17 protein-coding genes and 3 tRNA genes are annotated in these 18,039 nt (G+C 60.4%); 4 read left to right on the forward strand and 16 right to left on the reverse strand.

The window, feature by feature from the left end:
• Positions 1 to 95 precede the first annotated feature (95 nt).
• From fdxA to ACR0P8_RS02520, 10 genes are all read right to left on the reverse strand, one after another.
• Positions 96 to 416 (reverse strand): ferredoxin, encoded by a 321-nt coding sequence (gene fdxA, locus ACR0P8_RS02475; RefSeq protein ID WP_432623347.1) that lies wholly within the window; start codon positions 414 to 416, stop codon positions 96 to 98.
• Positions 417 to 452: 36 nt separating this feature from the next.
• Positions 453 to 1,952 (reverse strand): amino acid permease, encoded by a 1,500-nt coding sequence (locus ACR0P8_RS02480; RefSeq protein WP_038444051.1) that lies wholly within the window; start codon positions 1,950 to 1,952, stop codon positions 453 to 455.
• Between the two features lie 105 nt (positions 1,953 to 2,057).
• Entirely contained in the window at positions 2,058 to 3,257 is a 1,200-nt protein-coding gene (locus ACR0P8_RS02485; protein WP_432623349.1) for an FAD-binding protein, read from the reverse strand.
• A 61-nt stretch (positions 3,258 to 3,318) separates the two neighbouring features.
• On the reverse strand, positions 3,319 to 3,489 hold the full coding sequence (rpmG, locus tag ACR0P8_RS02490) for a 50S ribosomal protein L33 (RefSeq protein ID WP_003807891.1): 171 nt from the start codon (positions 3,487 to 3,489) through the stop codon (positions 3,319 to 3,321).
• 51 nt (positions 3,490 to 3,540) lie between these two features.
• A tRNA-Met gene (locus ACR0P8_RS02495) sits at positions 3,541 to 3,614 on the reverse strand.
• Between the two features lie 5 nt (positions 3,615 to 3,619).
• Positions 3,620 to 3,691, reverse strand: a tRNA-Thr gene (locus ACR0P8_RS02500).
• A 1-nt stretch (position 3,692) separates the two neighbouring features.
• A tRNA-Tyr gene (locus ACR0P8_RS02505) sits at positions 3,693 to 3,774 on the reverse strand.
• A 254-nt stretch (positions 3,775 to 4,028) separates the two neighbouring features.
• Positions 4,029 to 4,322, reverse strand: a complete 294-nt coding sequence (groES, locus tag ACR0P8_RS02510) for a co-chaperone GroES (RefSeq protein WP_011742802.1) — start codon at positions 4,320 to 4,322, stop codon at positions 4,029 to 4,031.
• 224 nt (positions 4,323 to 4,546) lie between these two features.
• Positions 4,547 to 5,515, reverse strand: a complete 969-nt coding sequence (locus tag ACR0P8_RS02515; protein ID WP_432623353.1) for a hypothetical protein — start codon at positions 5,513 to 5,515, stop codon at positions 4,547 to 4,549.
• 275 nt (positions 5,516 to 5,790) lie between these two features.
• Positions 5,791 to 6,396 carry a GNAT family N-acetyltransferase gene (locus ACR0P8_RS02520; RefSeq protein ID WP_432623355.1) on the reverse strand — a complete coding sequence of 202 codons (606 nt, stop codon included), beginning with the start codon at positions 6,394 to 6,396 and terminating at the stop codon, positions 5,791 to 5,793.
• A gap of 129 nt (positions 6,397 to 6,525) precedes the next feature.
• Here ACR0P8_RS02520 and ACR0P8_RS02525 point away from each other — a divergent pair, with 129 nt between their 5' ends.
• The 3 genes from ACR0P8_RS02525 to ACR0P8_RS02535 all read left to right on the forward strand — a co-directional run bounded on the left by ACR0P8_RS02525 (position 6,526) and on the right by ACR0P8_RS02535 (position 8,313).
• A complete protein-coding gene (locus ACR0P8_RS02525) occupies positions 6,526 to 7,173 on the forward strand; it encodes a 5-formyltetrahydrofolate cyclo-ligase (RefSeq protein WP_432623357.1) in 648 nt (215 codons plus the stop codon).
• Positions 7,174 to 7,255: 82 nt separating this feature from the next.
• Positions 7,256 to 7,438: an FmdB family zinc ribbon protein gene (locus ACR0P8_RS02530; protein WP_026646530.1), complete on the forward strand. Its 183-nt coding sequence runs from the start codon at positions 7,256 to 7,258 to the stop codon at positions 7,436 to 7,438.
• A gap of 311 nt (positions 7,439 to 7,749) precedes the next feature.
• On the forward strand, positions 7,750 to 8,313 hold the full coding sequence (locus ACR0P8_RS02535) for a flagella basal body P-ring formation protein FlgA (RefSeq protein ID WP_432623359.1): 564 nt from the start codon (positions 7,750 to 7,752) through the stop codon (positions 8,311 to 8,313).
• 20 nt (positions 8,314 to 8,333) lie between these two features.
• Here the strand turns inward: ACR0P8_RS02535 and ACR0P8_RS02540 are convergent, their stop codons facing one another.
• The 5 genes from ACR0P8_RS02540 to rplJ form a co-directional block, all read right to left on the reverse strand.
• Positions 8,334 to 8,600, reverse strand: a complete 267-nt coding sequence (locus tag ACR0P8_RS02540) for a hypothetical protein (RefSeq protein ID WP_432623361.1) — start codon at positions 8,598 to 8,600, stop codon at positions 8,334 to 8,336.
• Complete coding sequence (locus ACR0P8_RS02545; RefSeq protein ID WP_432623363.1) at positions 8,597 to 12,220, reverse strand: helicase; 3,624 nt, start codon at positions 12,218 to 12,220, stop codon at positions 8,597 to 8,599. Before ACR0P8_RS02545 ends, ACR0P8_RS02540 begins: the two co-directional genes overlap by 4 nt.
• Before the next feature lie 7 nt (positions 12,221 to 12,227).
• A complete protein-coding gene (locus ACR0P8_RS02550) occupies positions 12,228 to 13,622 on the reverse strand; it encodes an FHA domain-containing protein (protein ID WP_432623365.1) in 1,395 nt (464 codons plus the stop codon).
• A 239-nt stretch (positions 13,623 to 13,861) separates the two neighbouring features.
• Positions 13,862 to 14,242, reverse strand: coding sequence for a 50S ribosomal protein L7/L12 (gene rplL / locus ACR0P8_RS02555; protein WP_034876649.1), 381 nt, complete (start codon positions 14,240 to 14,242; stop codon positions 13,862 to 13,864).
• 110 nt (positions 14,243 to 14,352) lie between these two features.
• Complete coding sequence (rplJ, locus tag ACR0P8_RS02560) at positions 14,353 to 14,874, reverse strand: 50S ribosomal protein L10 (RefSeq protein WP_026646536.1); 522 nt, start codon at positions 14,872 to 14,874, stop codon at positions 14,353 to 14,355.
• Positions 14,875 to 15,306: 432 nt separating this feature from the next.
• Between rplJ and ACR0P8_RS02565 the strand changes: the two genes are divergently transcribed.
• A complete protein-coding gene (locus ACR0P8_RS02565) occupies positions 15,307 to 16,200 on the forward strand; it encodes a metal ABC transporter solute-binding protein, Zn/Mn family (protein ID WP_432623368.1) in 894 nt (297 codons plus the stop codon).
• 151 nt (positions 16,201 to 16,351) lie between these two features.
• On the opposite strand, the gene ACR0P8_RS02570 is transcribed toward ACR0P8_RS02565, so the two are convergent.
• Positions 16,352 to 17,746, reverse strand: coding sequence for an NCS2 family permease (locus tag ACR0P8_RS02570; protein WP_432623370.1), 1,395 nt, complete (start codon positions 17,744 to 17,746; stop codon positions 16,352 to 16,354).
• Between the last annotated feature and the right edge of the window lie 293 nt (positions 17,747 to 18,039).

Raw genomic sequence — 18,039 nt, forward strand, 5'->3', positions numbered from 1 at the left:
ACGTGTGCAAACGTCAGCGGCAAACCGGTTAAAATCGACCGCGAATATTCCGCTTTACGCGCAATATGGAAGGCGGACGCATCAGCAAGACATGCTCACTGGTTCTGCGGCGGCAGGGCCGCGACCTGTTCCGAATCCTTGCCGATCGGACCGGCTGCGGAAGCGCCACCCAGATCGCCGACTTCGGCGAAGAAGCTGACGGCGGCGTCCTTGTACCAAGCCCACTCGTCCGGCAGGTCATCCTCGTAGAAGATGGCTTCGGTCGGGCACACCGGCTCGCATGCGCCGCAATCCACGCATTCGTTCGGATTGATGTACAGGGAACGGGAGCCTTCGTAGATGCAATCGACCGGGCACTCGTCCACACAGGCCTTGTCTTTGACGTCCACACACGGCTGGGCAACAACGTACGGCATGCTTACCTCCTCAACAACAACGTGTACTGTTCCAGATTACTCTTGCGCGGCAACTTCGAGTTCGCCGGCACCGAGACGGGCATGACGGTAGCCATAGCCGAAGTAGATGGCGAAGCCGACGATGAGCCAGACCACGAAACGGATCCAAGTGAGCACGCTCAGGTTGACCATCAGCCACAGGTTGGCGAGCGCAATCAGGATCGGCACCCACGGGTTGCCAGGAATCTTGAAGGAACGTTCCAGGTCGGGGCGCTTCTTGCGCATGATCGGAATGGAAATCGCTACCAGCGTGAACGCCGACAGCGTGCCGATGTTCACCATGTCGGACAGGATGCCGACATTGCAGCAGGCCGCGATCAGCGCCATGACCACGCCGACGATGATTTGCAGACGCACCGGAGTGCCATGCTTGCCGGTATGGCTCAGGCCACGCGGCAGCAGTCCGTCTCGGCTCATGGCGAACACCACGCGTGTCAGGCCGAGCAGCAGCACCATGACCACGGTGGCCATGCCGATGACGATGCCGAGGCTGATGATCTTCGCAGCCCAGTCGGCGCCGACCATCTTGAACGCGACGGCCAGTGACGGATCGGACTGTTTGGCAAGGTCCTTATAGGAGACCATGCCCGTGGTGACGATGGCCACGAGGGTGTACAGCACGATGATCAGGCCGAGGCCCACGCCGATGCCCAGCGGCACGTTCTTCTTGGGGTTGATGGTCTCTTCGGAAGCGGTGGCCACGACGTCGAAGCCGAGGAAAGCGAAGAACACGAGTGCCGCGCCGGAGATGATGCCGGTCACGCCATAAATGCTGGGGGCCATGCCTGTGGCCCACTGCCACAGCGGCTGTTCCATGACCGCGGAGACGCCGGAGCCGTCGGTGGATGCTGCGGGTTCGCTCGGCGGAATGAACGGGGTGAAGTTTTCGGCCTTGATGTAGAAGAAGCCGACGACCACGATGAACACGACGATGGCGATCTTCAAAATGGTGAGCGCGCCGTCCACGCGGGCGCCGATCTTGGTGCCCATCACCAGCAGCGCGGTGAAGAAGGCGACGATGATGACCGGAGCCAGGTCGAAGTTGAACGAGCCGATGGCGATGTTGGTGTTGATGTTCCAGCCGATCAGCTCGAAGAACTGGTTGAGGTACACGCCCCAGTATTTGGAGACGACCGAACCGGCCATGAGCATTTCAAGGATCAGATCCCAGCCAATCACCCATGCCACGATCTCGCCGACGGTGGTGTAGGTGAAGGTGTAGGCGGAACCCGCCACTGGAATCATGGAGGCGAATTCGGCGTAGCACATCACGGCGGCGCCGCACACGACGCCTGCGATCAGGAAGCTCAGCACCACCGCCGGACCGGCATGGAAGGCAGCCGCCTGCGCGCCGATGGAGAAGATGCCTGCGCCCACGGCAACGGCCACACCCATGATGGCAAGATCCCACCAGGTCAGATCGCGTTTGAGCGCATGGCCGGACTCACCTGTTTCAGCCAGCGTCTGTTCGACGGATTTCTTGCGAAATACGTTCATGTCTCGTCCTTCTCTTCTTTCCGCCCGCGCGGTTTCACGCTCCACCTTCTAGAGCACAAGGCGCAAGTATAAGTCGTTTTCGTCACATTGACGGCGTGCGTGACGCTATTTAAGATTCATGCCGATGACGACCGGCTCGGGCACCAGTCGGATGCCGAACGCGGCCTCGACGCCGTCCTGCACGGTTTTGGCGAGGCGGGCGATATCTTCGGCTGATGCTCCCCCACGATTGGTCAACGCCAACGTATGCAGCGTGGACAGGCCAGCCGGAGCGTTTTCGTTGATTTTGAACCCCTTATGGAAGCCGGCATGGTCGATGAGCCAGGCCGCGGAAGTCTTGAAGCCCTGCCCGCCGCCCGGCAATGCCGCGTCGAAGCGCGGCGCGTCTTCGGGAAGCGTCTCGGCCTGCTGTGGCGTGAGAATCGGGTTCATGAAGAAGCTGCCGCAGCTATGGCGGTTGAAGTCCGGACCGTCATCGCCGTTCTGCTTGGATTGCGATTCAAGAGCGACATCGACCAGATTCGTCTTCTTGGTGCCCTGCATGGCCGGCGACGCATAGCGATGCGCGTCTTCCAGCATGCCTTTAGCCGCACGCACCTTCAGCACCGCGTTGCGGATGTCCGCGGTGTTCATGCGATCGCCCACGGCGACGTCCAACGCCTTGGCGAGCTGACCGTAACCGACCACGCCCGTATCGCTGTGCCGCAACGCGAACGTGACGGACAGCACCACGTATCGCGGCGTCGGGAAAAATTCCGCGGCCGGAGTCGCCGGAGCGCTGTACATGCTGGCTTTCAGCGCGCTCATGCGGTAGCCGAAGGCGAGCTGATCGTTGCGCAACGCCTTTACCGCACGTTCCTTGCGATCCCAAACCTCGACGCTGTCGACGCTGGTGGCGACCTCCTGACCGTACGCGCCGATGTTCTGCACGACCGACGCGCCGACGGTGCCGGGAATGCCGGACAAGCCTTCGACGCCTTCCAGTCCAAGTCGGACGCAGTAATCGACGAAATCATCCCAGTTGCAGCCGGCTTCGGCGTTCACGTGGACGACACGCCCATCATCCTCGACCGGAGCCGCCTCATCCAACACGCTGATGGAACGTCTCGCATCGCGGACCACCACGCCTTCGAACGGCATGTCGGATACGAGCATGTTGGATCCGCCGCCGATCACGCACAATGGCAGTCCTTGGGAATCGGCTTCCTCAACGGCCTCGATGACGCCGACGCGCGTGGTCGGTTCCAGGAAAGTGGCGATAGGACCGCCCACACCGATGGTGGTGAGATCTGCAAAACTTGTCATAACGCTCCAGAGTAACAAAAAACCCGACCAAATTGGTCGGGTTCCGAAAGCTTGTTTCCGTTCAGCGGGTTTCGCGATGCACGGTCTGCTTGCCGCAGCGGGAGCAGAACTTCTTGAGCTCAAGACGATCCGGCGTGTTACGGCGGTTCTTCGTCGTGATGTAGTTACGCTCCTTGCACTCGGTGCATGCCAGCGTGATGCCCGGACGAATGTCGGCGCTCTTGCTTGCCATCTAGTTCACCTCTTGTGGTTCGTTGCTATACCGACATGCCGTCGGCCTTTGTAGCGAGAAAGAGACTCGAACTCTTGACCTTACGATTATGAGTCGTACGCTCTAGCCAGCTGAGCTATCCCGCCATGAGAGCCTCGAGTGAGAATCGGACTCACGACCTCTTCCTTACCAAGGAAGTGCTCTACCACTGAGCTATCGAGGCGTGGCGGATAGTGGATTCGAACCACTGAAGCACGAGGCGACTGATTTACAGTCAGTTCCCTTTGACCGCTTGGGAAATCCGCCGTGCTGCCTGTTTGGTTGAACCCCAACCGGCAACCCGTTTAGTATGGCACAAACCGGTCGACTTATGCAAATACGGCGTGTCGCGACGGTCAGAATCGACGCAAATCGTTGAAATTCCAACGATTCTTGCGAATCAGCGCCAAATCGGCATCCAACAGTGCCAGACAGCGCCAAACAACGAAGAAACCCCGCCTCCCACATCTTGCGAATCGCAAATATGCGGGAAACGGGGTTTCGACGGCTACGCGCCGCTCTCAGCCGAGGATGGCCAGGATGTCGCGGGCGGAAACGATGAGGTAGTCCTCACCCTGATAGTGCACCTCGGTGCCGCCGTACTTGGAGTACAGGACCTTGTCGCCGACCTTGACGTCGACCGGAATGCGCTCGCCGGCGTCATTACGACGACCCGGGCCAACAGCCAGGACTTCACCCTGCTGCGGCTTCTCCTTGGCGTTGTCCGGAATGAACAGACCGGATGCGGTCTGGGTCTCGGCTTCCGCCTGCTTGACGATGATCTTGTCTTCCAACGGTGTGAGTGAGATCGACACTGTGGACCTCCTCTTTCTTAAGAGAAATCGATACTTACCGCGCCGGGACCCGCTAGCAAGAGGCTGACGATCACTTACGGCGTCGTCCTTTTCGCGCTGAGACTTATCCTAGCGCGATTATTAGCACTCTGCCAACTCGAGTGCTAACGCTGTGAGAGAAATTATGGAAAAAGCCCAGAACCATTAAGGTTCCAGGCTTCGCAAACAAATGTCCAAGCGTTTCGTCAGGCGCTGCGACGGGCCAGAATCGCCTCGAGACCGGTTCCTAGGGAATCGGAGGTGGCATCCGGAGCGTCCACGTCGGCACGAACCTCGGCATCATGGAATCCCGAGACATCCACCGCCTTGAGATGCACACCTTCCTCCACACGGACGGCGGCCTCATCGGAATCCATGGCGCTGATCGCGCCGCTCGGTACAATCAAAGGCTCAGCTTCAGCCCCGCCATCCGAGACGGGTACGGCTTTGGCGACCTGCTTGGTGGATTTGATCTCCATGCTTTCCGGAGCGTCTTCGGAGATGTCGTTTCCGTCGCGCGGCGCTCCCAGCGAGAAGGAAATCAGATCCTGGGAGGCATTGGTCCGAACAACTGCGGAAGCCCCATCCGAATCCTCGCGTTCATCATGGATGGACAGTCCCACTTCCCCGTCCGTGGCCGATGAATCCTCCCTCTCAGCAGCATGCTGCGCATCGGCCTGAGAAGCGGCGCTCTCCCTACGCTTCAACATCGCGGCGTCACGATCGGCCTTGCCTTGGTCAATCGCCTGGCGAATCTCGCCGGCGGACACCACATCGGTCTTCACCTGCTCGTCATCGACGTTCCGTCGACCTGCGGACGACTCCCGTTCATCGAGCCTGGCGCGTTCCGCCTGTTCCTTCTGCGCACGACTGCGCTCGGCGGCGGCACGCTTCCTCATCCTGGAACGGTATCTGGAAACCTTCCGCTCCCATGCGACGGCCTGTTTGGACGCCCTGATGCCCAACGCCAGCACCACCGCCAGCAAAGCCACGGGAATCAGCGCGAACAGCGGATTGAAATGCAACGCAAACGCGCATACCAGCACGACGACCGTAATCGTCAGCAAAGAAAGCACGATCATCCGCCTACGACGGATGGCGGCGCGTCGAAGAGCCCGGACCTGCGCGATCCGCTCCTCGGACATTCCACCCGCATGCGCCTGCGTGGACTGCATCAAAACCCCTTTCGCTTTCGCGACGGTATCATCGGAAAACCGTGTCCCGCTATCGGCATCAACCAGATGCAGCGACGGCGAAAAGCGGTCCTCGCGATGTTCGATCACCCTCTTCATGCCCTTGACTGTCCGTCTCGGAAGCCATACGGCCATAAGGATGACAACGATCGCAAGCACGACCACCGTGCTTAACGATTCATAACCCATATGTCACAAGAATAAGTGACATTCCGACAATCACGGCGACGAACCACCGGCGTGTCGGATTCTGAGCGTCAGCTGAATGGAATGGCGGACATCAGCCGCGCGGTGAAGCCGTTGGGCGCATCCTCCGCCATCAACACATAGCTTTCATGATCCCGCCACTGTCCGTTGACGTACATATACGCGCGACGTCTCCCCTCGTACGTCGCGCCGAGCTTGATCGCAACGTTCCGGGAACGCTCGTTCTCAGGCAGCATGTCGATTTCCATACGATGCAGATGGGGTCCCGTCGCATCGAACATCGCCCAATCCGCCATCAACGCGACAGCCATCGGCGCGTAGCCCCGTCCCGCGCACCGCTCATCCACCCAATAGCCGACCACACCGGAACGCATCGCGCCATAGCAGATCGCGCCCAACGACACTTGCCCGACAATCCGGCCATGATGCTCGATGGCGAACACGGCCCCACTGCCGTCACGTTCGTTGCGGCGCAGCCGCCGCATCCATTCCTTATACGAGATGGGCTTGCCATGCATCGGATCATTCGACTCCCATGGCTTGAGCCAGGCGTCGTTGCGCCACCGGACCTCGTTCCACTCGTCATAATCGGCCGACGTCAACGGGCGCAGACTCACTGGAACACGCATGCTGTGCGATTGGATGAACTCCGGCATATCGAAGGCATCCGCCCCCGGATGATGCAACATACCGCTTAAGGATTGAAAGAACGTCACCCATCCATTGTGCCCCACCCATGTCCCATCACCATTCCCACGCAACAGACCCGTGATACAACAAGGGTCATGGATACGCAAGGAAAAGCCATCAAGCCCGAGGACGCGGAATCGCAGCGGGCGCTGAAGCAGCAATGGCGCCGAACCGCTCTGGCAAGGCGTAAAAGAACATCCATCGAACAGAGGCGGGAGGCGGGCCGGCTGCTCGCCATGCGCGCGCGGGAAGCGGCATTGGTCCGCCCCGGATCGACGGTCGCCGCCTTCGTCTCCATGGGCAGTGAGGTTCCGATGACGCCGCTGCTGGAAACACTGTTCGACATGGACTGCCGTGTGCTGGTGCCGCGTCTGGGCGCCGGCATGGATATCGGCTGGAGCGAGTTGGACGGCATCGACGGTCTGCGGGAACAGCGCAACGCGGACGGCTCCGTCAACACGCACCGCCCGCAGGAGCCGGACAATGCCGCCGACGGGCCCGAAGCGCTTGCGGAGGCCGAGCTGGTCATCGTGCCGGCGTTCGCCGTGGACGAACATGGTTTTCGATTGGGACGCGGCGGCGGATGGTACGACCGCGCCCTGACGCACCGCAACGCGACGGCCCGCGTCATAGCCGTATGTTGGCCTTGGGAGCCAACGGACACGACGGTGCCGCACGAACCACACGACATCCCCGTCGACGGCACGCTCACCCCGGACGGCTACCACATCGTCCGCGGATAGGACTGTTACGGGACGGTCTCAGGGAACGTACTAGGATATGTCCCGTTAAGAAATTTGGGATTGCGCGCAAAGCGAGGACATCATGCCTACTTACCATTACCGTTGCAAGAGCTGCGATTACGATTTCACCAAGCAGCAGTCGTTCACCGACGATCCGATTACCGTATGCCCGGAATGCGGCAAGGAACAGGTCCGCAAGGTCTATTCCGCGGTTCCGATCGAGTTCAAGGGATCGGGTTTCTACCACACCGACAAATCCAAGTGATTCGGCAGGCGCGGAATCGGAAGCGACACGCCGGAGCCTGTGGATAACCCGCATTCTCCGACCACAACCCCTGATTCGGCTTGCGCCCTTTGCGAACATCAGGTCATCATCAGCGCATGATGACCTTTTTTCATGCCTTGATGGAACGGCCGCGACGGAATACCGGCAGCACGGCACGGACAAGGGGCCGTTCCACACGGAAAACGGAGCCGGACAGGAGCCGCCGAACCACGCGCGGAACCAGTGCAACGCCCAACGGCAGGCGACGCAGCACACGGCTGCATCGTGTCCTGGCCTCGGTCTGCGCCGGATTGGCTGTATTCGCAGCGCTACAAAGCGTGCGCCTGTCCTTCGCCACGCAATCCGTCGTGGTCACGACACAGGCCATCGCCAAAGGAGACTCCATCGAACGCGGAACAGTGGAGTTACGTAGCATTCCGTTCGATGACTCGCTGCACGACGCCATCCATACCATCGACGACGCCGTCGGATCAATCGCGCAGGTGGATATCGGGAAAAACGAAGCTGTGATGGCACCGATGGCACGCGCCTCACCCACCGTGCCGCAAGGGCATACCAGCGTGGAAGTGCGTCTGGCAAGCGCCACCGACGGTCTGCTCCCGGGCGATAGGGTGACGCTTTCCGGCACCATGGCAGCCGGTTTAGGCATAACGGACGATTCCAACGCGTCCGGAGACCCGCCAGCAACGAAATTGAGCACACTCAGCTCCAACGCGCTGCTGACAGCCAAACCTTCGAAAGACGCTCAGGGCAATGCCATCGCGGTGTTCGCAATGCCTCCCGAAGAAGCGGCGATCGTGCTGCAAGCCCAGTCGTACAGCGCCATCATAGCGACCATCAACCGGCGTTCATGAGGGAATCCAGCGCGGCGAATTCAGCGGCCACGTTCGGAGAAAACAGCCCAATGCGGTGGAAGCTCGCCGAGGATGCGCTTGTCGTCGTCCGCCTCGCGCTGGCGTTCCGTAAGCGTGTCCGAAGGCTCGAGCTTGACACCATCGGCGTCGAACAGCTCCGTGCCTCGACGTACCACGCGCCTATGCACGCGCGCGGTACGTCGCGTGGGCGAATAGCCAGGCTGCTCGGAAACGGCAGGTTCCGACGATTCGGATCCGGTTTCACTGGAAACGGACTGGACGCTCACTTGTCCTCCTGATACAAATCACCCAAGCGGGCCACGATGCGATCGACTTCCCTGTCGGGATTCACGAACGCGCCGACGCTCCATACCGTCATCACCGACCAGCCCAACGACTCGATATCCTGCAGCAGCACACGATGGCGTTCTCTGGTGGACTGCAATCCCATGAACTGCGCCTCATCGGTCAGCACGGCCAAGGCGAACGGCTTGCCCTTCAAACCGACCGCCAACGGCAATTTGATGCCATTGTCGAAACCATAATCGACGGCCACATCCAAACCGCGCTCGCGAATCCGCTGGGCAAGATCGTTGAATAGCACGTTCTCACCGGATTCCTTGATTGCGGGACGGACCACCGCATTGGCGTCAAGCTGCTCGGCCCAACGCAAAATGGTTTTGAGCATCTTCGGCCCGTCCTGGTGCAGACGGCTGTCATCCATGTCTTCGGACGTGAACGCGGACACGATGTCCAGATGGCGATCGGGCACGGCCAAGGCGTCGAGCAGCATGCCACGGCCGCCATCGGATTCCACCGCGCCGAACTGCTGCAGCAGCCTGCCATGCGTGGTTTTGGCGTAGCACATCGCGAGAATGGCGTCGGTGGCGTGGGCGCCGGCCACATCATCGATGTCCACGATGCGCACATGTCGCAGGAACATGCCCATGGCCTTGTCCTTGTTGGCAATCGACTTGAGCTCAGCCCCCAACCGTATGCGGAACGTATGAGTCAGCGCGACCACAGTGAGCATGTACGATGCGGGGACGATGGTGAATCCGGCCGCACGTTGGCCAATGATTCTCACCACCTCATCAATCTCCTGCTGGCTCGATTCCACCAAGCCGGAATTGATGACCGGAACGCCGTTGGCGTCCGGCACGAAATGGTACAGCACCTCGCCCTGGGAGCCCTCGCGGGCCACATCGCACGTCACGCTGCCGTATCCTTCCGACTCGAGGAAGGCATTGAGCTTCGGCGCGCGACGGACCGGACGATCGTCTATCTTCACGCTCGGCAGCAACGAAATCAGCCTGCGCATGCCATCGGATGTAACGGTCTTGCGATGCGCGACCACCACGACCTGCTTGGCCCTGCTGATGATGCTGAGCAGCTCGATGGACGGGATATGCGCCGCCGCATCGATGATGACGACGTCGGCGAGCGGAGCCACATCGGTGACGGCGGCGAGCGTGGCCGGTGTCGCCACCAGAATCGGTTTCGCCGCGGACAGGATCTGCGGATGCTCCCTGCGCAATCTGCTCAACGGCACATTACGGGAACCCGCAAGCATGGTGTGCAGCAGGTTGGCCTCCTGAGTGCGGGAGAACAGCATGTCGCACAGACGGCGAATGGACTCCTGGGCGATCATCGGGCCGACGGAACGCACATGCTCCACATCCACCTGCGTGAAACGGTCGGCCGCCGCCTGCAAAGCGGAACCGTCCTGGTTGGAGATGATGGCGGAGGACTTCACGATGTCCTCGAACGCGGTGGTCCACCACGCCAGCTGCAGCTCTCCGCCGACGGCCTCATTCGGCACGCCACGGTTGTTGAGGTCCGCCACAAGCTCGTCCAGACCGGCCGAGTGGAACTCACGTTCCAGACGGGCGCGTTCCGGCAGGGTGTCCAGCGCCTGCTTGTCGTCATACAGCGCCTTCAGGCGCTCCTCGACCTGGTTGAAATCGACGGTTTCCAGATTTCCGCCCTGAGGGGTGGTCGCCAGCACCATGTCCAACGAGGTCATGTCGTTGGACAGCCTGTCCTGGGTATCGATGATGTCGTCGAGCTTGGCGGGCAGCACCGGCCAGCCGCCGTGTGGCACGAACATGTGCCACTGCTCGGCCTGCTTGGCGACCACGAGCAACGCCTCGTGCAGGTTCTCCACCTGTGCTCCGACGCGCAGCATCGCCTTGGCTTCCTTGATATGCCGGCGGCGGTCCCAGAATCCCATGGAACTGCCTTCGGCCTTGCGCTGGGACTTCGGTTTGGTGGCTTCGATCATGGAATCGATGTCCCGTTCGAAGATCTCCGGTTGGAACACATCAAGCACGCGGCGCAGGTTCTTAAGCACCATGACCTGCCGTCCCCATTCCTGCGCGGTTGTGGGAATGGGGAAACCACAGGTTTGCACGGTGCTGGCCACCTGCTCACGTGTGGCGGGCAGCACCTTGCGCAGCAGCTCGACCACACGCTGGTACGCGCTGACCGCCTCGTCCTCGGAGTACAGCGATGCCTTGTACCAAGCGGTGTCCTGCTCGCCTATGGTGTATTCGCCGAGCTCGCCCGCACGGTACAGCTTCTGCGCCCATTCCTCCATCTTGTCCGCGATGGAATGGGCAGCCTTCTTATCAAGGCGCACGTGCGTGATCGGATGCGTAGGCAGCACCGCGATCTGGGCAAGGTTCTGGATGGTCTGATAGGCGGATACGCCCCATTCCTGGTTGACGCCGTGAAGATCGCCCAGATATCTGGCCAGACGCGAACGCACGCCAACCAGCTCATCCGCGATCTGGTCGAAACGCGAGGCCGCGACGCCTGATTGGAAGCCGACGGCCGTGATCAGCTGCCTGTCAATCGCGGTATTGGCGCCGTCATCGGCGATATCCAGCAGCTGTCCGCTCATTTCATTCGCTGCGATTGTCTGCATGAAACGACGCTTCTGATCGGTGACGCACGGCACGTACAGCACGGAATGGCCTGCCATCACGCAACGGGAGGCGATTGCAGCCGATTGTTCGGCGGTGTTGTTGCAGGCCGCGCTGTCGACGAATACCGAATGGCCATCGGCGGCAAGCTGCGCCGCATAACGGACAGTGTTGTCGACATCGCCGATCTCGTACTCGCCGTGCGGATCGGCATCGAATGGACTGTACGGCGGAATCTGGGTTCCTTCCAACGACTCCATCGCCGCTTTGTCTCCAGCGAGCGCATCCAGCACGGTATTACCAGTTGGCCCCTGCGACAGTTGGTCGATGATCTGCTGGCTCTCCACCAGCATCTGCGACGAGGGATCCATGAAACAGCCAAGTATGATGTGCCGTTCGATTTCGAAATCGGGGAACATCGTGGATGCACGCGCCGTGATGGTGGAGAACACCGCCGAGGTCTCCGGCGTGCCGCTTTCGTAGTTCGAACCGTCGAACAGCTTGCTCTCGTCCAGCACCACGTTGTTTTCACGCATCGCCGCGACGAAGGCTGCGTTCAGACGTACCCGTCCGGTGAATGCGATGACGGTGCCGTCCTCGACGGTGCGCCCTTCCTTGCGCACCTCGACCGGATACATGAGCACCGGCATCTGGTTGCCCTTCCACAGGGCGACTCCGACCACCAGCGAAAGTTCTCCGACGCCGCTGATGCGGTTCTTCGTCTCCTGGTCGTCGAGAACACGCTCCACACGTCTGCCGGCGGCACGCAACATGCCGTTGTCGCGGAACAACGAATCCAGCGTGACGTGGCCGCTGGCGAATAGCTGCGCGATTCCCGAAGGATGCGCATGCGTCAGGTCAAGCTGTGCTCCCAGCTGGGTCACGTCCTCAAGTGGGGACGGCGAAAGTCCCAGACGGTATTCCTCGCGCCATCCGCGGATACGATCCAATGCAGTGGTCGTCTCTTTGGTTTCGCTCATTGCAAACTCACTTCCCTACTGCCTTGCGATATTCCTCATATCCCGGATTATGCGACAGCGCCGCGTCGATGTCCTGGTTGCCCAATGCGCTCAGCCACGCGTACAGATCGTCGTACAGGGACGGATTCATGGCCAGGAACGGCAACAATTCCGGATGCCGGGCCATTTGGAACTGCACGGTGAAGTCATCGGTGCGTTTGGCGTCATCGGAAGTCAAGCCGTCGACTTCAATGGTCTGCTCCTGCTTGGCGAGCCCGCCTTTGGAGACGCGATCGAACACCGAACCAGGCTCGAAGATGGGCTTGAACGCCGTGGTCTCATCCGGCGCGGGCTGGGATTGCTCGGCTTGGGGACGGAAGCGTTCGTCATCGTCGGTCCGTGTTTCCGCAGCCTCGACAGGAGCGACGTCCACCGGTTCCTGCGATTGCACGGCCGGTTGCCACACATCGGCGTCGGATGGCTCGGCTTCCGGCGTGCTCGGCTGGTCGTCGGTGGATTCGTCCGGCTTCCGCTCGCCCTCATCCGTATCAGGTCTGGTCGGCAATGCGACCGTCGCCGGGGTCTTCGGACGGGCTCCGAACAGCATGTCCACGGGAATCGTGTCATGTTTGGCATCGTTACGGGAGGTGTCGGCCGGAAGTGCCGGGGACTCGTTTTCGCCTTCATCCGCATCTTCGGTTGAGGCTGGCTCCACCACGGCCGCCTGTGCCGCGGCATCGGCGAACAGATCACGCGGCTTGTCCTCGACCGGAACGCTCTCCTGCACCAGGGAAACCGATGGGAAATCGTCGGCGGGCTGGGGCTTGTCAATTGGCGCGGGCGTGAATTCCTGCCGCTCGGCCTGGCGCATGGCCACGGCACGGTCGGTGATGCTGCGGGCGTGGAAGAACGCGGTCGGCTCGCCGGCGCGCAGGTTGAGAATGTCGTCCACGGACATGTCGGCCGCATCCGGCTCCTGAGGGGTCTCATCCGAAACCGCATACTCGAACAGGTTCGAAACCGTGTCATGTACGTCATTCGCGCCTTCGGACCCGGAATCGTCCTTCTCGTCCTCACGGCCGGCTTCGAACCTGAGACGGACATCGCCGAATTGCAGGGTGAGCGACGTGGAGTGCAGCGGGATGTCTTCGTTTACCGGCAGCCGCATCAGCTGTCCGCCATCGGTCACAACGAACGAGCCGTTGGTGGAATGCAGGTCGCGTATCGAAGCGTTCCCCTGTTCGTCGACGGAGAAAACGGCATGTCGCTTCGACATGGATTTGCTTGGATCCTGGATGTCAAGTCGGGAGAATCCATCCTCGGCCAATGAGCGTAGCGGTTTGCGTCCGATTTCGACGCTTTCGCCGTTATGGAGCACTTTCAAATCGTTTCCGTCAACACTGACGATCCATTGCCGCGCCATTCGTTGATCCTCGCCCACCGTGTCGGCCTTCCTTTCACACATTGCACTATCTGTCATTGTGTCATGATTCATCGAGAAAGTAAGGATTATGCATTGATAAATCGACAACTTCCGTCCATTTTACCCATTTCGGAACAGATCAGGGAAAAATGCGCCCGTATAAACGGGAAACCCCGCCGCCAAATGGCGGAACGGGGTTTCCACTATAGCTTGGTGATTGCGGCTTCAAGCCGCGAGAATCACTTGAGCTCGACGGTGGCGCCGGCTTCCTCGAGCTGGGACTTGGCCTTCTCGGCGTCTTCCTTCTTGGCCTTCTCCAGAACGGCCTTCGGAGCGCCGTCGACCAGAGCCTTGGCCTCAGCCAGACCCAGGGAGGTGATGGCGCGGACGGCCTTGATGACCTGGATCTTCTTGTCGCCAACGGCGGAGAGGATGACGTCGAACTCGTCCTTCTCTTCCTCAGCAGCAGCGCCAGCAGCCGGAGCGGCGGCGACAGCGGCGACCGGAGCGGCAGCCTCGACGTCGAACTTCTCTTCGAAGGCCTTGACGAACTCGGAGAGCTCAACCAGGGTCATCTCACCGAAAGCTTCGAGCAGCTCATCGTTGGTGTACTTAGCCATAATGGCTTCCTTTCATTCTTGGCGACGGGTTGATTGAAGAGGTATCCGTCACCTAAAACAATTTTTTTACTTTATTGGTTGCATCATTCATGCGGCAAGCCGCAATGAAATCAGGCAGCCTTTTCCTGCTTCTCGCGGAGCGCATCGATCGTACGCACGGCCTTGGTAGGCAGAGCGTTGAACAGGTACGCGGCCTTGGACATCGTAGCCTTGATGTCGCCGGCGAATTCGGCGAGCAGCTGCGGGCGAGACTTGAGGTCTGCCAGCTTCTTGGCGCCTTCGGCATCGTAGACGGTGCCATCAGCGAAGCCGCCCTTGATGATCAGTGCCTTGTTGGTCTTGGCGAAGTCACGCAGGGTCTTCGCAGCTTCGATGAAGTCACCCTTCACGAAGGTCACAGCGGTCGGACCGGCGAGAAGTTCATCAAGACCTTCGACGCCAGCTTCCTTGGCTGCGATGCGAATGAGCGTGTTCTTTGCCACAGTGTAGGAAGTATCGCGGCCTAGCTTTTCGCGCAGCTCAGAGATCTGCGGAACGGTAAGCCCGCGGTACTCGGTCAGGTAGATAGCATCAGCGTCACGGAACTTATCCGTAAGCTGAGCGACCACCGCTTCCTTTTCGGGCCTCTTCATGGCGTTCCTTCCTTAGTCAACCGTCGACTGCGAAATCCGGAACACCTGACAGGGCAATAAAAAAGCCCTGCACGCAGGCAGAGCAACATTCGACCGCTAAGCGGAAAGCCCTTGGTGGGCGTATGTTCTTCAACCTGCGCTGGCTTGGTAATCCAAACTTCGTGAGCGCTTGCACGCTCCAACCAACGGTCTGTGGTTTACAAGATGTTCAATCTACGGATTGGGGTGGACTGACGGCCCATCGGCGTGTCGCACAACGAATCCGCATCTACCCCATGCCAACCCATCTTGCGCCGGCGATGTACGAATCATCATATCCTGCATCATATTATTGATAACGGTTCTCATTTGTGGTATGGTGGTCAGCATAGGAGAAACGCAACCCCACGTCGGCATCGCCCGGCATCACATGCATCATGTAAGGAAAATCCCTTGTCCCGTATAAGGAACATCATCAGCGCCACCATCTGTACGGCGCTTCTACTGGCAAGCGCCGCCTGCGGAACCACGAACGACTCCGCGCACGGCGCGCAGGACGGAACCCTCACCGTGACCGCCTCCATCAACCAATGGGGCACGCTCGCCAAGGAGCTGGGCGGCGACCTCGTGAAAGTGGACAGCATCATCAACTCCACCAACACGGAAGCGCACGACTACGAGCCGACCACCGCCGACGTGAAACGTCTGTGCACCGCAACCGTCGCCATCGTCAACGGAGCCGACTACGACTCATGGGCGTTGAAGGCCGCGACGAACGGCAACGGCACCATAGTGAACGCCGCACAGGCCGGCGGCAAAAAGGACGGCGACAACCCGCACGTGTGGTTCTCCGCCAAAGTCCGCACCAAGACCGCCGACGCGATCACCGCCGCATACCGCAAGGCGATGCCCGACAAAGCCGACGAATTCACCAAACTCAACCGAGACTGGCATGCCAGGGAAACCGAACTTGAGGAACGCATCGCCAAAACCAAGGAAGCGACCAAAGGCATGAGCTACGGCGCTACCGAATCCGTGGCGCGCTATCTTGCCGACGATCTCGGCATGGTCGACCGCACGCCGACCGGCTACACGCGGGCCGTCGCGAACGACAGCGAGCCGACGCCCGGCGACATCACGCAATTCGTCAAAATGCTGAAGACCAAACAAATCGCCATGCTCATCCTCAATCCGCAGGAAGCCAACGACATGACCAAACAGCTCACCGACACCGCGAAACAGGCCGACGTGCCGGTGGTCGACATCAGCGAACAGATGCCCGACGAATACGACAGCCTGCTGGACTGGATGAGCGCCCTCGTCAACGCCATAGGCCACACCAGCTGACGGCTGATGCCCAGCCCGACATCCCGCCGACGCATGCAACTATGAGAAGCGCCCGACTCCCCTTTACGGGAATCGGGCGCTTCTCATATCAAAGGCTATGCGGCCGTCGCAATCACGACACGAGCGATCGCGACGGCCGGGTCATAACAGATCACAGAATGGCGGTCACCACGAAGTCCAGGATGAACAGGATCGCCACGACCCAGATCACCGGATGGACCTCCTTGGCCTTCTTCTTGCAGGTCATCACGATGCAGTAGGTGATGAAGCCGCCGGCGATGCCGTAGGAGATGGAGTAGCTGAACGCCATGAACACGGAGGCGAAGAACGCCGGGATGGCCTCGGAGATGTCGCCCCACTCGATTTCCTTGAGCGAGGAGGCCATCATGCAGCCAACCACGACCAGCACGCCGGCGGTCGCGGCGGACGGCACGGCGGAGATGATCGGGGACAGGAACGCGGACAGAGCGAAGCAGATCGCCACGACCACGGATGTCAGGCCGGTGCGACCGCCAGCGGCGATGCCCGCGGAGGACTCCACGTACGTGGTGGTGTTCGAAGTACCGCAGATGGCGCCGATGGAGGTGGCGATGGAGTCGGCGAACAGGGCCTTGTCCATCTTGGAGGAGAAGCCGGAGCCGTTCTCCAGAGCCTTCTCATCCTCCTCGGAGAAGATGCCGGTGCGGCGGCCGGTGCCGATGAAGGTGCCGATGGTGTCGAAGGTGTCGGACATCGAGAACGCGAAGATGGTCAGCAGGATGATCGGCAGCTTGGACACGTCGGAGAACAGCGCCGGGAAGCCGTCCTTGGTGAAGATCACGCCGAAGGTCTGCGGCAGCTGGGAGAAGGTGTCGGCGATGGACACGGAGTTGGCCATGGTGGTCTGGCCCATCGGAATGCCGATGACGGCGGTGATGATGATGGACAGCAGCATGCCGCCACGCACCTTGAGCACGGTGAAGACGATGGCAAGAATCAGGCCGATGACGAACAGCCAGATGGTCGGATTGTTCATGACGGCCAGGCCTGGGGTCGCGGCCGTGGCAAGGCCCTTGCCCGCAGCCTTGGCATCCTTGGTGGTGAAAGTGAAGAAGCCGACGTTCAGGAAGCCGACATAGGCCACGAACAGGCCGATGCCGCCGCCGATGGCGTTCTGCAGCAGTTCAGGGATGGCCTTGATGATCATCTTACGGATCTTGGTGACGGTGATGATGATGTTGATCAGACCGCACAGGAACACCATGCACAGGGTCTGCTGCCAGGAGAAGCCGAGGCCGAAGCAGACGGTGTAGGTGAAGAACGCGTTGAGGCCCATGCCGGCGGCCTGGGCGTACGGCACGTTGGCGAACAGGCCCATCACGAGGGTGCCGATGATGGCCGCGATGATGGTGGCCAGGAACACGCCACCCCACGGCATACCCGTCTGCGACAGGATCTGCGGGTTGACGATGATGATGTAGGACATGGCGAAGAACGTGGTCAGACCGGCCATGACTTCAGTGGACGCGGTGGTGCCGTTCTCCTTCAGATGGAAAAACTTTTCCATTATCTCTTCTCTGTCTTGTTGTCTTGGGTTGATAGGAACGTGCACGTTTCCGCGCGCGTTCCGGCGAGAATCGCGACTCGCCGTGGAACGTAAGTTCCGAACGCGCTTACCCTAGCACCGCCATGGGTCATCGGAATTACGTGGGCTGCGGAAGCGCTCTGCGCATTGGTTTCGGAAACGGGTCCCGTATCGGCTGCAGTCGCTCATAGCAGCATGCACCCGAATATGAAAAATCCGTCCGTTGAGACAACTCAACGGACGGATTCCTTCAATCGTAGGTCAAATATCGATCA

This window comes from Bifidobacterium sp. (genome assembly GCF_050874245.1).
Taxonomy (GTDB): domain Bacteria; phylum Actinomycetota; class Actinomycetes; order Actinomycetales; family Bifidobacteriaceae; genus Bifidobacterium.

Coding starts and splice junctions, on each gene's coding strand:
- rpmG (WP_003807891.1), bottom strand. CDS start 3,489: ATGGCAAGCAAGAGCGCCGACATTCGTCCGGGCATCACGCTGGCATGC.
- ACR0P8_RS02480 (WP_038444051.1), bottom strand. CDS start 1,952: ATGAACGTATTTCGCAAGAAATCCGTCGAACAGACGCTGGCTGAAACA.
- fdxA (WP_432623347.1), bottom strand. CDS start 416: ATGCCGTACGTTGTTGCCCAGCCGTGTGTGGACGTCAAAGACAAGGCC.
- ACR0P8_RS02550 (WP_432623365.1), bottom strand. CDS start 13,622: ATGGCGCGGCAATGGATCGTCAGTGTTGACGGAAACGATTTGAAAGTG.
- rplL (WP_034876649.1), bottom strand. CDS start 14,242: ATGGCTAAGTACACCAACGATGAGCTGCTCGAAGCTTTCGGTGAGATG.
- ACR0P8_RS02520 (WP_432623355.1), bottom strand. CDS start 6,396: ATGCCGGAGTTCATCCAATCGCACAGCATGCGTGTTCCAGTGAGTCTG.
- ACR0P8_RS02485 (WP_432623349.1), bottom strand. CDS start 3,257: ATGACAAGTTTTGCAGATCTCACCACCATCGGTGTGGGCGGTCCTATC.
- ACR0P8_RS02515 (WP_432623353.1), bottom strand. CDS start 5,515: ATGCAGTCCACGCAGGCGCATGCGGGTGGAATGTCCGAGGAGCGGATC.
- ACR0P8_RS02530 (WP_026646530.1), top strand. CDS start 7,256: ATGCCTACTTACCATTACCGTTGCAAGAGCTGCGATTACGATTTCACC.
- ACR0P8_RS02570 (WP_432623370.1), bottom strand. CDS start 17,746: ATGGAAAAGTTTTTCCATCTGAAGGAGAACGGCACCACCGCGTCCACT.
- rplJ (WP_026646536.1), bottom strand. CDS start 14,874: ATGAAGAGGCCCGAAAAGGAAGCGGTGGTCGCTCAGCTTACGGATAAG.
- ACR0P8_RS02545 (WP_432623363.1), bottom strand. CDS start 12,220: ATGAGCGAAACCAAAGAGACGACCACTGCATTGGATCGTATCCGCGGA.
- ACR0P8_RS02525 (WP_432623357.1), top strand. CDS start 6,526: ATGGATACGCAAGGAAAAGCCATCAAGCCCGAGGACGCGGAATCGCAG.